This is a genomic window from Daejeonella sp. (assembly GCF_030684675.1).
Classification (GTDB): Bacteria; Bacteroidota; Bacteroidia; order Sphingobacteriales; family Sphingobacteriaceae; genus Daejeonella.
The window spans coordinates 64,530-79,014 of the sequence record NZ_JAUXXZ010000042.1 but is presented as its reverse complement, the minus strand read 5'-3'; the positions used below and the strand labels follow the sequence as shown (position 1 = coordinate 79,014).

12 protein-coding genes are annotated in these 14,485 nt (G+C 38.4%); 4 read left to right on the top strand and 8 right to left on the bottom strand.

Annotated elements, in window-relative coordinates:
* Both Q8M41_RS08675 and Q8M41_RS08670 read right to left on the bottom strand, forming a co-directional pair.
* Window positions 1–1,854 carry an ABC-F family ATP-binding cassette domain-containing protein gene (locus Q8M41_RS08675; protein ID WP_305364860.1) on the bottom strand — a complete coding sequence of 618 codons (1,854 nt, stop codon included), beginning with the start codon at window positions 1,852–1,854 and terminating at the stop codon, window positions 1–3.
* Entirely contained in the window at window positions 1,851–2,249 is a 399-nt protein-coding gene (locus tag Q8M41_RS08670; protein WP_305364859.1) for a hypothetical protein, read from the bottom strand. Before Q8M41_RS08670 ends, Q8M41_RS08675 begins: the two co-directional genes overlap by 4 nt.
* Window positions 2,250–2,336: 87 nt before the next feature.
* On the opposite strand from Q8M41_RS08670, the gene Q8M41_RS08665 reads away from it, so the two are divergent.
* Entirely contained in the window at window positions 2,337–3,047 is a 711-nt protein-coding gene (locus tag Q8M41_RS08665; RefSeq protein WP_305364858.1) for a pirin family protein, read from the top strand.
* Window positions 3,048–3,049: 2 nt separating this feature from the next.
* Here the strand turns inward: Q8M41_RS08665 and ybeY are convergent, their stop codons facing one another.
* From ybeY to Q8M41_RS08635, 6 genes are all read right to left on the bottom strand, one after another.
* A complete protein-coding gene (ybeY, locus tag Q8M41_RS08660) occupies window positions 3,050–3,481 on the bottom strand; it encodes an rRNA maturation RNase YbeY (RefSeq protein ID WP_305364857.1) in 432 nt (143 codons plus the stop codon).
* Window positions 3,481–3,912: an ATP-binding protein gene (locus tag Q8M41_RS08655; protein ID WP_305364856.1), complete on the bottom strand. Its 432-nt coding sequence runs from the start codon at window positions 3,910–3,912 to the stop codon at window positions 3,481–3,483. Before Q8M41_RS08655 ends, ybeY begins: the two co-directional genes overlap by 1 nt.
* On the bottom strand, window positions 3,909–7,247 hold the full coding sequence (locus tag Q8M41_RS08650; RefSeq protein WP_305364855.1) for a DUF4175 family protein: 3,339 nt from the start codon (window positions 7,245–7,247) through the stop codon (window positions 3,909–3,911). The genes Q8M41_RS08655 and Q8M41_RS08650 overlap by 4 nt, the downstream gene beginning before the upstream one ends.
* Before the next feature lie 109 nt (window positions 7,248–7,356).
* Window positions 7,357–8,217: a phosphodiester glycosidase family protein gene (locus tag Q8M41_RS08645; RefSeq protein ID WP_305364854.1), complete on the bottom strand. Its 861-nt coding sequence runs from the start codon at window positions 8,215–8,217 to the stop codon at window positions 7,357–7,359.
* A gap of 90 nt (window positions 8,218–8,307) precedes the next feature.
* Entirely contained in the window at window positions 8,308–10,815 is a 2,508-nt protein-coding gene (locus tag Q8M41_RS08640; protein WP_305364853.1) for a zinc-dependent metalloprotease, read from the bottom strand.
* Window positions 10,816–10,907: 92 nt separating this feature from the next.
* The gene (locus Q8M41_RS08635; protein ID WP_305364852.1) at window positions 10,908–12,158 is read right to left on the bottom strand and encodes an aspartyl protease family protein; all 1,251 of its coding nucleotides are present in this window, start codon (window positions 12,156–12,158) and stop codon (window positions 10,908–10,910) included.
* 173 nt (window positions 12,159–12,331) lie between these two features.
* On the opposite strand from Q8M41_RS08635, the gene Q8M41_RS08630 reads away from it, so the two are divergent.
* The 3 genes from Q8M41_RS08630 to Q8M41_RS08620 all read left to right on the top strand — a co-directional run bounded on the left by Q8M41_RS08630 (window position 12,332) and on the right by Q8M41_RS08620 (window position 14,474).
* Window positions 12,332–13,048: a D-alanyl-D-alanine carboxypeptidase gene (locus Q8M41_RS08630; protein WP_305364851.1), complete on the top strand. Its 717-nt coding sequence runs from the start codon at window positions 12,332–12,334 to the stop codon at window positions 13,046–13,048.
* A 73-nt stretch (window positions 13,049–13,121) separates the two neighbouring features.
* On the top strand, window positions 13,122–13,433 hold the full coding sequence (locus Q8M41_RS08625; protein ID WP_305364850.1) for a hypothetical protein: 312 nt from the start codon (window positions 13,122–13,124) through the stop codon (window positions 13,431–13,433).
* Window positions 13,434–13,463: 30 nt separating this feature from the next.
* Entirely contained in the window at window positions 13,464–14,474 is a 1,011-nt protein-coding gene (locus Q8M41_RS08620) for an aminotransferase class I/II-fold pyridoxal phosphate-dependent enzyme (protein ID WP_305364849.1), read from the top strand.
* Window positions 14,475–14,485 lie beyond the last annotated feature (11 nt).

The window sequence follows — 14,485 nt, the reverse complement described above, 5'->3', positions numbered from 1 at the left end:
TTATTCCGATAATTCCAGCCAACGAAATGTTTGCTCATCAATCTTGTCTTTAATATCCTTTATTTTGGTGGCGATATCGGTTAGTTTATTGTGATCAGTTATTCCTGAATTTAGTTCGGATGTAAGGGCTTCTGTCTGTTGCTCCAGTTCTTTTATACTTATTTCAAATTCAGAACGCTCTTTCTTTTCCTTAAAACTTAGTTTTCTTTTTGTAGTCTCAGAATGGGGGGCTATTAGTACAGCTTTATTTTCAGGTTTTGCTGGCTTTTTTGGCTCTTCTTGCTCAAGTCTGTAATCAGTATAGTTACCAGAGTAGATTTGTACATTACCATCACCTTCAAAAATAAAGAGCTGATCGGTTAAACGATCGATTAAATACCTGTCGTGTGATACCAGCATTAGAATCCCGGGAAAATTAAGTAAGAAATCCTCCAGAACATTTAATGTATCAATATCCAAATCGTTTGTTGGCTCATCCAGTATCAGATAATTAGGGTTCTTCATCAAAACCCGCATAAGCTGAAGTCGTTTCTTTTCACCACCGCTTAATTTATTTACCATACCATATTGCTTTGCCGGTGGAAAGAGAAAGTGGGTTAGAACCTGGCTTGCGGTCAGATTTTTTCCATCAGCCATCGTTATATATTCTGCAATATTCTTGACCACATCTATTACACGCTCATCATCTTTAAACTCAAGTCCACCCTGTCTGTAATAGCCAAACACGGTTGTTTCTCCCACATTAACCTTACCGCTGTCCGGCTTTAGGGCTCCTGTAATAATATTTAGCAGCGTAGATTTCCCTGTTCCATTCTTGCCGGCTACTCCAATTCTGTCGCCTTTTTTAAAGATGTAGCTGAAATCACAAATTATGGGTTTGCCATTAAATGATTTACCTACATGCTCCAGTTCCAGGATCTTATTTCCCTGTCTGGAAACGTTGACACTTAATTCAAGAGATGATTTAACATTTCTGCCCTTGGTTTTTTCTTCAAGGTCATAAAAGGAGTCGATCCTTGATTTTGATTTAGTAGTTCTGGCCTTTGGCTGACGACGCATCCATTCCAGTTCTTTTTTCAGCAGATTCGTGTTTTTACTGAAAGTAGCATCTTCAGCAGCATTTTGTTCGGCTTTCTTCTCCAGATAATAGCTGTAATTTCCGTTAAAGTTTTGAATTTTACCTCTGTCAAGTTCGATAATCCGGGTAGAAACATTATCCAGAAAGTACCTGTCGTGTGTTACCAGCAGTATTGTTTTTTGCCCACTGGTCATATAGCTTTCCAGCCATTCTATTGTTTCAATATCCAGGTGGTTGGTTGGTTCATCCAGAATATAAACATCAGGGTCGTCGATCAGTAGTTTAGCAAGTGCCAGACGCTTTCTTTGTCCTCCCGAAAGAGTAACAATTTTTTGTTCCAGATGTTGTATTCCCATCCTGCCCAGAATTGTTTTTATTTCATATTCATACTCCCAGGCATTTGCATTACTTAATTCATCCATCAGTCTGTTCAGGAGTTTTTCATCATGAACTTCCTGATTTACAGCCTCTTCGTACTGACGAATCAATTGCTGACGCTCATTTCCAATAGAATATATGAAGTCGCTGATTGTTTCCTGATTGCTGAATTGAGGGTCCTGTTCGAGGTAACCTATCCGCAGATCCCGTTCTGTTACAACTTTACCAAGACTTGCTTGTAGAATACCCGAAAGTATTCTAAGTAATGTTGATTTGCCTGTTCCGTTAATGCCAACCAGTGCTACCCGATCGCCTTTGTTAAGACCGAAATAAAGGTCTTTAAATAACCAGTTATCGTTAAATGAATGTCCTAATTGTTCTGTAGATAAAATGCTCACGCTAATTCTTGTATTTGTATGGAAGGATATATAAAAGTTCCCTTAAGTTCTTTTAATGATTGATTAAGCATTGTCCGCGCAACGATTTCTGCCTTGGTGCTGCGGAATTTTTTTAATGGGTATTCAAAATCTATTTTTCTGTATAGACCGGAATCAGGAGTCGCAGTTTTTGTAGTCCCAAGACAGCTATACATAATATCACCCTTGATATCAGTAGAACAATGCTCTAATTCATCAAAATTAACGATCAATTCCTGAACTTTAGGAATAGAAATGTTCAGTGGCTTTCTAAGCACCAATAATATCCTGGATATTTCAGTGGATTCGATTAGTGCAGAGAGTAAGTGACTGCCAATAAGTCCGCTTGCCCCAACTAAAATGACTTGATATGGCATTAATTTGTCTTATTAATCCGCAAAGGTACGCATTACTAAGTTTGGAATTAATATTGTGTGTTTAAACAAGTAATTTAAATCAAAAACATGAAAAAGATTATTCATCGCGCAGCAGATCGTGGAATTCAGGATCATGGCTGGTTGAAAGCAGCTCATTCATTTAGTTTTGCCCAATTTCAGGATCCTTCAAAGGTTCATTTTGGCTTGTTAAGAGTGTTGAACGACGATATTATTGCAGCGGGAATGGGGTTTGGGACCCATGGTCACGACAATATGGAAATTGTAACCATCCCTTTAAAAGGAGTACTGGCCCACAAGGATAGTCTGGGTTCTGAGGGTAATATCACTTATGGTGAAGTACAAGTCATGTCAGCAGGAAGCGGAATCCGTCATTCGGAGTTTAATGGTTCTTCTACTGAGGAAGCGGGTTTGCTCCAAATCTGGGTATTTCCAAAGGAGCGTAATATTCAACCCCGTTACGACCAGATGAGGTATGACCTTGAGAAAGCAAACAATTCATTTCTGACACTTGTTTCGCCACATGAGGGAGAGAATGTCATGTTGATCAATCAGGATGCATTCTTTAGTCTGGGTACGTTTGATAGTGGTAAAACGGCTTATTATAACATACAGCATCCGGGAAACGGTGCTTATGTATTTGTGATTGACGGTCAGGCAGAATTGGAAGGCGAACTTTTAAATACTCGTGATGCGATGGGTGTTTACGACACCGGAAAATTAGAATTCAAGTTCAGTGAAAATTCCAGAGTATTGATCATCGAGGTTCCGATGCAATAAACTCAAAAGGCTCTCTTTGACAGATAGAGATCTTCTTTTTCTGTCATGAGAGCTTTTGCAGACTTACCTTTATCCGGATATCCAAGGAGGTGGAGTGTTCCATGGATCATTACCCTGTGAAGCTCGTCTATTTCATTTATATTCAGTTCTTTGGCGTTTTCCCTGATCCTGTCCAGGCTGATAAAAATATCTCCGACGATTTCCTGCTTAATATCGCTATTATCGAAAGTAATGATATCTGTATAGGTATCGTGATTCAAATATTGCTGATTGATACTCAGGAGGTAGGCATCACTGCAGAAAATAAAATTTAAAAGCCTGAGCCGATGATTTTCGGCAATAATTGTATTCCTGATCCAGGTTCTGACCAGTCCCCTTTGTTTTATGTTAAAGGATATGTCTTCAGTAAAGAAATTAATAGGTATTTGGCCCATTAAATTTTAAAATGGAGTTCGAGCTCGTTACCCTTAGAATTAAAGATACACTGATCAGCAAGCTTTTTGATAATGAATACCCCTCTGCCAGTTAAATTTTCAATGTTTTCAGGAGCGGTTGGATCAGGCAGATTATTAAAATCAAAGCCATCACCTTCATCAGATATTGTAAAAATAAGTCGCTTATCTTCGATAACCTCGAGGTTGATGTATACCTTTTTTTCTAAGCTTTCGCGATTTCCGTGAACAATTGCATTGATCACAGCCTCACTCAGGCAGGTAAGCACATTTGCATAAAGCTCATCGCTAAAACCATATTTTGCACTCAGCTTATCTATGAAGTTTTCAACGATGGTAATACTGTCAATCCTGGAAGGTAATTGCAGAGTATACAATGAAGTATTATCTGAAAATTCTGTCTGCTTACTCATTTATCCCCCGAATTTAAAAATTTAAAATAGTCCCTCACTTTTATTTTGTAAAATGAATTCAATGAAGGGGTCACGGTTTTTAGCAAATCGATTTCCTTTTGCTTGATTTTCTGGAATTCCTGCAAAATAATTGAATTAACAGGTGGTGGTGCAATGCCCTCTTTACTTTCTCTTTTCTGATCCTGTTCGCGTTCCCGATCGGCCTTTTCTGCGTCAAGTAGTTTACTGAGAATTTCCTGTTGTCGGCTTAGTGTTTCCTGTTGTATTCGTTTGTTTACGAGATCTGTTTCAGTTTGTTCCATCTCTTTCATTAATTTATCCAGATTCCCCAAAGCACCCTTTCCATCCTTATTTTCCATTTTATTGATCTCTTGCATCGCCTGTCTTATCATTTGTTGCTCTCGTGCCATTTTCGCCAACTGTTCGCTCATTTCCCCGCTACTTTTGCCCTGTTGTCCGCTTTTCTGCTGACCCTGTTTTTGCATATCTTCCCTTGCTTTTTGCATGTTTTTATTCAATTGTTCCTGCATTTTACTAAGCTGTGAAAGATTCTGTTTTTGTTTACCCTTTCCCCCTGGTTTGCCATTCTGCTGCGCTTGTTGTAATTGCTCCAGGGCTTCATTTAACATTAAAGCAAGGTTATTGATAGAAGTCATAGCAAATTGCTGGTTGCGGTTTGCTTCGGCTGTACGTCGCTCACCAAGACTTTCTATGGCTCTTCCGACATTAAAATTTATTGCCTGAATTTCTTTGTTCACAACGGATTGAATCTGAGGAACCTTTTTACTCAGAGAGTACAGGCTATCCTCAATCATTTTCAGATTTATCTGAATGTCTTTCTGTTTTTGGCTCTGTATAGTATAGTTCGGATCACTTGTATTAGTTTGTCGTACTGTTTGCATCGTTTTTTCCTGATCAAAAGAGCTTGTAATGAGATTGTCCAGAATTTCGCGAAGGCTTTTTACATTAACTTCGCTTTCCTTTTCCTCAGATTCCTGTTGCATACTCTGCAAATCTTTTGTCAGCTTTTTTATATCTGCAGCAGCTTTCTTTTGGCTTTCTGAAGCTTTCTTCTGATCTTTCTTCTCCAGATTTTCAGTGCTTTTTTGTTGTTCCTTGTCTATTTCCTGCTTGGCCTTTTCCTGATTTTCAAAATTATTCTTTTGTTCAAGCTTTTCATTTTTTTGTTCCAGCTCACTGAGCTCTTCTTTCAATTCTTTGAAATCTTCTTGAAGCAGTTTTTGTTCATCTTTTAATTCCTCAAGTTCTGCCTTTTTATCCTGTGATTTTTCACTCAGTTCTTCCTGATCCCTGGCCAGTTCACTCAGTTTTTCTATCGTATTGGTAAGTTTTTGATCGAATTCAAGCTGTTTGTAAAGTTCTAAAATGCGGTCAAGCTCTTTTTGTAGTGATTTATTGTCCATCTGCATTTTAGACAGCTCTTCCTGGGTTAAGTTTTTATTGTTTTTTTCAAGAAGCTTTTCGATATTCTTTAAAATTTCGCGCGTCTTTTCATCCAGGACATTATTGAAGAGCTCCTCAATTTGTTTTTGTTTTTCAAGAATCTGTTCATTTTCTTCCTGCTGTTCAGCTAAATTTTGCTTGTTCTCCTTTTGGATCTCTTTGACTAATTCGTCAATCTCCTTTTGTTTCTGAAGAAGGTTTTCGATTTGCTTTCTTTCTTCAAATGAGAGACTTTTCTTATTCAGAAGTTCCTGGTTCAATCTTTTTGTATCTTTCTCAAGCTGAGCAGATTTTTTGATCGCCTGTTCCATCTTTTTCTTAATCTGTACGGAGTTTGCCTCCAGTTTTTTCTCTAACTCCGCTTCAGAGGGTAATTTCAGAGTTTTTATAGATGATTTAACAGATTTTGGGTCATTAACTCCGTCATTATCAAATAGTTCAAAATAATATTCAATTTGCTCTCCAGGTTTTGCAAGCGCTTCGTTAACATCCCATATATAGAAGAAATTACTCTGAAGAGCATTTTTATCAAATTTTACAGACCTGATCTCTGATTTTTCACCCTTTTTCGTTTTTTCAGAAAGCACCCTGTAATTGAAATTCAGTTTTGAAAAACCATGATCATCACTGGCTTGTCCAACAAAATAAATCAGCCTGGAATTAACAGAATCAGCCCGCTCGTTCACATCAATTATAGGAAGAAGATCGGGTATCACCCTTAATTCATAAGAAACACCGTCTGATTCAGGAACTTCGGAATTCAGGGGTCTGATACTGTAGGACAGGTTTTTTAAGGCCTTAAAACTAAAGTTAAACAGGTTTTCTCCGGATTCCTTTAAAAGAAAACTTTTTTTGTCCATAACCATATCAATCTGGTCGGAGTTTTGTGCTCTGAATTTCCAACGGATACGTGAACCTTCCGGAACCGTTAAGTCACCGGTGTTTTCGAGCTTTTCATTGCTTTTATTGATGTATGCAGGATATTCAATTAATACATCAAAATCAAGAAGTGTAGGTCGGGCCTTTACTTCAAGTACATAATCTTCTGAGCGGAATTCACCAGCCTTCAATATTATCTTTTTGTTTTTCTGCAGGTTTCTGAAAGTGTATTTAAATCTGATGATATTATCCTTTTCAAGTTTAAAGGTATTAAGTCCGTCTTCAAGGTAAATTTCATCAGGGATTTCATTACCTGTAAGTTTTACCAACAGAGTAAAATCACTTCCCTGTACAACAGAGAGTTGCTCATTTATAATTTCAAAACTGAATGGAGCCTTTTTAACGAATCGTTTATTATGATTTATCAATCGCTCTGTGCTTTCACTGAGAATAGAGGGTGCTGCAAAGAAAACAATTATGATGATTGCTAAAGGGGCTAACAGGTATTTTAAATATTTTCGGTTTTCATTAATATGAATCGCAGAAGTAAATGGAACTGGTCTTAGTTCGGCAACCTTTTGATTAATACTGGCATCAATAAGGCTGCGCTGTTCAGGGTTAAGTTCAGATAGCTTTTTTAATTGCAAAGTATTTAGCAATTTGTCTTTTACAGGTGTAAAATGTCTGCCAATTATCGCAGAAGCCTGCTCATGGCTGATTGTATTTCCAAGCCTGAAATAAGCTAATAGAGGAAGTATGATATAGGCAGCAAGAACGAAGGTGTTGCCTGTTATGAATGTATAGAAAAGAATACTTCTTATTATTGGATCAAAATGACCCCAATACTCTGCAAATGTGAAAATTAAGTAGGCAGCAAGGAAAGACGAAGCCAAAAATATGGAACCCTTTACGACTTTATTCAGGTAATACTTTCGTATAAAACCATCAATTTTATTGATAAGATAGACATAGTTATCTTCGGACCTGTTCATATCTAATAATTCATCCTGATAGTTTACATGAATTTAACGAAAAATAAATATAATTGGTGTAATTCAGAGAACTGGCTACATAATTAACAGATATGTGACCATTTTGAGATTATTTTTTCTTCAAAAGCACCACATTTGCAACCTTTCGCTCACCTTCGTGATCCCATTTTCTATTATCGGTAGGGAAATTGACAACCCCTGTTTCCATATAATTATTTATCCATAATGTGGTTGATCCACCCCCGTCCAAATTAATCGCATCAGCGGCATTTAACCAGCGCATCAGCTTTGTCAGTTCGAATAGGCTCATGCCTGCAGAATTTTCATTCCGTCCATCTACTGTGATTAACAGAACCCGCTTGTTTTTTGTTATGGCTACAGCGGTTCGGGGATGTCTGGTTTTATTGAATGTATTTGCTGTATCCAATTTTTCAACTGTCTGATGCAGGATCAGGAGTGGCCCGCTTACCATAATATCTTCAGCCTCAATAGATTGTTCCCAGTCATATTTCCCATTCCATTTTGCAATACTCAACTTACCTTCATTGAACACAAGTGCCGATTCCTGATGTCCCGCCCTATTCCCACTCTTTCCGAGACGGTTTTCATTGATTACAAGGCCATTTGCACGGATATAATCTACTGAGCCTCCATTTGCAATATCAAAGAAAGTCCCGTTTAATGCTGCCAGGGCATTATTTTGTTTGCCAAAATCACTGGTCTTCTGAAGTATTTTGGGATCATAGCCCAGATCAAAAAAGAGGCTTCCTTTTTGTTTTATCTCCAGAATACTTATGTTCTGATTGGAATTAAAGAGTGATTTATTGAACCAGAAAGTCTTTAAACGAACTCCGGATGCTATTTTCTCTTTCTTCCAATCGGCTTTTAGCACAACCAGAGAATCAGATTGGGCAAATATTCCACCAGTAATAAATAGCAGTAATAATGCGGTAATTGAAAAGATTTTCATAGGATGATAATTGCTCTAATTTACCAAAACTCATTAAATAAAAAGCCCCGGTCAAATAATTTGCCAGGGCTTTTATGTGAAAAGCAATTGTTATTTTTTAGGATCCAAAGCTTCAGCGATACGAACCAGTACATCATCAAGATGTGCTCTTAATACCGGGTTTGAATACTTAGGTAATGCTGATTTAACCTGCACTGACAGTAATTTAAGTTCTTGTCTGGCCATCGGACGGATATCTGATTGTGAAACATCAATCTGTGGTCCGGCAAAAGCTGCAAATTGCGGAGGTACCGGAGTTTCATTTTCATTCAGAAGGTATGACATCCTTTCGATATAGGCACGCTGCAAATTACGGCGATAAGTATCTAAATTGGCTCCGGTTTTCAATTCTGACCAAATGCCATTACGCAGATCTGCAAATAATTCATCCATCGGATATGAATTAACCCCATTTTTAACAGAATTATCAATAACCCGGTTCAGACGTCCAAAATCAAGAATTCCGTTCAGGACCCCTACTTGCGTTCTTCTTAAACGGTCAACAATTCCTGCATTATCAAATTTGTTAAGCACATTCTGATCAAGCATCCAGCCCGGTGTCATAAAGGCTTGTTCGTTTATGAATTTTACGGCTTCCTTTTGTTTTGCCTTAACTACATGAGTGTAAACCGGGCCCTTTTGTTCATAGGTTTTATCATCTTCATAGATGCCACCAATATTTGAACGTACATGACCCATATAACGATTCCACTGGCTTAGTACTTCACCATAGAGTTCTTTCAGGTTATCGTATGGCTTACCTTCTTCATAGGTCCATTTTTCAATATTTGGTAAAATACGTTTCAGATTGGCAATTCCATATTTAGAAGCTTTCATAGCATCATCACCAAGATCTTCGGATTGAGCACGCGGATCGATCGGGTTTCCTGTTTGCTGACCGTAGAAATAAACAGGGTTTCCGGCTCTTTCTATGGTCCATTTGTTCAATGTTTTTGCTTCTTCTTCAGGTGTTTGGTTATCAAACCAGGTATATCCCCATTTAACAGCCCATTTATCATAGTCTCCAATTCCCGGATATAACACAACTCCTTCATCTCCTGGCTGGGCTATATAGTTAAATCGTGCATAATCCATGATTGATGGTGCTGTTCCGCCCTTTCTTTTGGTGAAAGATGGTGAACGCAGGGAATCGACGGGATATGCTACACTTGATCCGAAATTATGAGGAAGTCCAAGGGTGTGTCCAACCTCATGGGAAGATACAAAACGTACCAGCTGACCCATAACTTCATCCCTGAATTTAGGACTGCGGGCTTCAGGGTTGATGGCCGCGGTTTGAACAAAGAACCAGTTCCGAACCAGGTTCATAACATTATGATACCAGCCTATATCTGATTCCATAATCTCTCCGGAACGGGGATCAGAAATATGCGGACCGTAGGCATTGGCAATATTCGAAGCAAAATAACGGATCACAGAATAGCGTGCATCTTCAGGCGACCAGTCGGGATCGTTTAGTGGAGCTTCCATTGCAGTGATTGCATTTTTAAATCCTGCTTCTTCAAATGCTGCATTCCAGTCTTTTACTCCCGCGATCAGATAGGGTCTCCATTTAGCAGGTGTAGCCGGATCGATATAATAAATGATTTGCTTTTTAGGTTCTACCAATTCACCACGCTTGTAAGCAGCCGGATCTTTGGGTTCCAGTTTCCAGCGGTGAATATAGCGTGTAACCTGTGCTTTTTGCTCATCCAGGCCGTAATCTGTCTGGCTTTGCCCGAAAAATCCAACCCGGTCATCAGAAAACCGGGGTTTATAAGGCACTTTTGGTAATAAGAGCATTGAATTGTGAATCTCGACAGTGATTGAGCCAATCGATTTATCTCCGGGAGGATCTGTAGCACGATATGTTTTTAGTGAACGAACCTCAATATTAATTGGGAAGGATTTGATCGTATCGATAAAAGTACGGGTATCGTCCATGGTTGTTATTTTATACTGAGTACGTATCGACTGTGGCAAACCAAGGGATTGAACGTCTTTTGCATACAGATCAGTTACATCAATAACCACCGAATTGGAATCTTTGTTGATAGCCTTGATATCAAATGAAGATAAAACGGCATCCAGATTTGAATTTTTAACAGCCTCAAACATCTCTGTTTTTTTGTCTGCAATATTGCGGTAAGAAGGAATCCGGATCATTACCTGTTTATCTCTTCTTTGCCATTTCCAGATCTGTTCGTTCAGTTCTTCACCGCCATAAGTTCCATCGATTGTCGGAGTTTTTGCGTAACGGGTAACAACAAGCATTTCACGGTTGAATAGAGAGTCGGGTATCTCATAGAAATATTTTCCATCAAGCTTGTGAACCTTGAATAATCCATTATCGGTTTTTGCTTTATCAGTGATGACTTCTTTATAAGGTCTGATAACGGTTTTGGGAGGTGTTGCAGTTACCGGAGCTGCCGGTTTGGCCGGCTCAGTAACCGGAGCAGCAGGTTTGTTGCGATCCTGTGCCTGAACATAATCCAGTCCGGATACAAAAATCAGTGCCGTTATCGCGGCAAACTGCAAGTTGCGAAAGTTTATTGTCATAGAATTTTATATAATGGTTAGGTTATAAGGAATTTACAAATCTATTGATTGAAGTGAATAAGTATAATTTTTTTACACTTTTTGATAATAAATTAAATTCGCTTATTCAGGGTTAATATCACCCTCTCCTTACTTTTACCATCTTTTGATAAAACATCTATTACAAAATTTCGCCCGTTTCGCGACCTGAACATAGTATCTATTTCCGATAATGACATTTCTGACACTGGTTTAAAGTTAATGGCAAGAATTTCATCTCCCTGGATAAGACCAGCTTGTTCGGCCGGAGATGAGGGTTCAACTCGGGTAATAATGAGTCGTTCATAATTTTCACCGGCTGAACCAATTTCCATTCCGGCCATATCATGTTCAAAAGCTTCCTTTAAGGTTGTAAGAGGTTTAATGTACATGGCTCCCCTGTTGTAATCAAATACAACGTTAAATCGCTTAATGATTGCTAGACCCATATTTCCGTTTCTGTTTATTGAAAACACCCTTGAAGCAGCATCTTCATAATCGGGAAATGCCGCAATAACATTACTGAGTGTATATTTTCCTAATTGCAGAGATGATATCCTTCCAATATAACCATCAATCGGCCCGGTTAAACCTACTCCAAGGTTGCCCCGTATACGTTCATCCGGCAATTCAAATGGAACCCCGTCCATTGTTTCCAGCGAAACAGGATGACCGGCACCAGTATCAATGATGAGTTTTACAGGAAGCTTTTTGCCTGATTTCAGTTGAATATTGGTATTAATGTAAGGCTTTCGTTCCTCTATACTAAGCGGAATCCGGCTACCCTTTCTTGGGATATAAGCCCTTTCGGGTTGAAGAACAGTGATTGTGCTTGTTAAAAAATTTAGCCTGACGACAAAACTCTGGAAAAACTCATAACCGATCAGACCATGTATGGGAATGCCTACATAGTTTGATAATTCAAAAATATCCTTTTTAAGAATTGCCGCCGGAATATTTTTTGCAATCGTATTTCCTATTCGAAGATCAACAGAAGGTGCAATGAATGCACTTATTTTTTCGCCTTCCCCAAAACCGGTAATATAGATGCTTCTAAGATTTTGAAAAGATACAGAGTCAATTAATTTTGGATCAGATATCAGAACCAGACCTACCCCTGTATCCAGAATGAAGTTGAATGGCCCCTTTCCGTTAATATGAAGCGGGATAACCATCTGGTTTTTTATCATCCTGAATGCCAGGGTTTCCCTTTTTCTATTTCCGCTGAACTCGAATTTTTGGGCAAAAACATTTCCGGCAAATAGAATAATAATTGCTATTGCATAGAAAATCCTGTACAATGAAAATCCTTTCTTTGAAGTCAAATTGTTTTTGAGACTCAATTATCCATAACAAGTTACGTCATAATATAATATTCAGAGTTCTATTTTTAAAGATCTTATATACCAAAGACTGCATAGCATTCCATAATTCTTTTCTATTTTTAAAAAATTAAGCGTTCTGTCTCCGATGTCCTGCCGGATTTTAAATTATTCTGATGAAAACAAAGCAATTATTATTAATTATCCTATCTTTTCTGGCCATAGAAGCTGCTTTTTCCAAATCGATACCTCCACGAAAAATTCTTAAAATGCTCAGGAGTTCGGAGATACTGAATGATCATTTTACAGGCTTTTCGCTTTATGATCTCAGCAAGAGGAAAATGATTAGCGGGCTAAATGACGACAAATATTTTACTCCTGCCTCGAACACTAAACTATTTACTTTTTATGCTGGTTTGAAGCTTTTAAAGGATTCTATTGCCGGACTACAATATGTTGAACGCGGCGATTCCTTAATCTTCTGGGGCACAGCAGATCCCTCCTTTCTTGATCCTCAATTTAAGGAGCAGCGGGTATTGCAAAAACTCAATGCCACAGGAAAGAAGATTTATCGGGCAAAAGGCATGTTTACCGGGGATTTTTATGGTGTAGGCTGGACTTATGATGAGTTAGGGGATCAGGACCGTCTTTTTAACCTCTTACCCCAGGGTGGAAAAACAGGAACATTGAAAAATCTTTTTAAAGCAGATAAACCCTATGTTTTTGCTAAAACAGGAAGTCTCTCTAACAATCATAATTTGAGCGGTTATCTGATCACAGCTTCAGGTAAAAAGCTGATTTTTTCATTCATGAATAATAATTTTACCAGACCGACGGCAGAAATACGCTCTGAGATGGAAAAGCTGATTACACAGATTTATAAAAACTATTGATCGGTTTTAATAGATTTAGCAATTAGTTAAGGGCCTCAATGCATGTTAACCTATCAAAACAAAAATCAGAATTATGAACAAAATTAAGATCGGGCTTATCGTATTTCTGGCTGTAGTTGCATTAAGCTGCAGAACTGATGCACCGGATTTTCGTGGTATTGCAGAACTTGTAAAAACAAAACATAGTGGGCATAAAGTTTTAATTGTTGGGCATTCGAATACTTTACTGGAATTGTTGGAGGCTTTTGGTGTTTCCCGACCCCTTGCTGCGCTTAGCGATGATGATTATGATTTTTTCTTTGAGCTAAGAATTGATCCAAAAGGGAAGGGAGAGCTCAAAACATTGCATTACGGAAAGACACATCGCAGCAGTATAATGAAATAGGCAGGTCTATTCATAAGGTTAAAAAGGAGAATGAAGAAAGGAACGGGCTTAAGCCTATTTTTTGGTGGTACAGCCTATCTGGGGATGCCTCATAACCATGCTTTCAAAAAACTTGTTTTTGAAGGTATTGAGATCTACGGAATAAACCATGGGGCATCCAGAAATAATAATATCACTCTGGATATTTTTTCCATTGCTGAAAATGAAGCTGCCAGGCGGTTTGGAGCTGAAGATTCGATCTTTTTGTCGAGCGGATACCTTGCTGCTCAACTTCTTGTTCAGCAATATTATGAAACCCATCTGTTAATTTATGCTCCTGATACCCATCCGGCACTCTGGATTGGAAGACCCAAAGCACCACGGATAAAATTTCAGGAATGGGCAGAGAAGACTATAGATCTGATCAATAAATCTGATCAACCTGTAATGATTATCAGCAATTCGCTGAACAATCTGATACCGGAAATCTATAATTTCGATTGGTTAAAACGTATTGATCCCCTTAAAGAGCTTATCTTGTTGATAGATGATTCACATGGAATTGGAATTACCGGAGATCAGGGAGAGGGTATTTTCAGCAGACTACCACAATTACCCAATATCGAGACCCTCGTAATAGCATCGATGGCCAAAGCACTGGGTTTTGATGCGGGTCTGATTCTTGGAAATTCTTCAGGTATAAAGAACCTGAGAAATTCACCTGTTTATGTTGGCAGTTCACCACCATCACCCGGCATGCTTTATGCTTTTGTTCATGCAGAGGCGATTTATACACATGAACTTCATAATTTACGAAGGAGTTTAAGGCTATTTACTGATCTGCTGGAATCGACTCAAAAGCTTTTTTTTATCAATGATTTTCCGGTTTTTCTGCTTCTGGATGATGAAATCGCAGTTGATCTCTTAAAAAATGGTATTAACATATCATCTTTTCCTTATCCGGATCCCAGGGGTAAATCAATTCACCGGATCGTGATCAACAGTATTCATGAGGTGGAAGAGCTTGAAATTCTCGCAAAGCGGATAAACGGGGTCTATTGATTCCAAAGGAA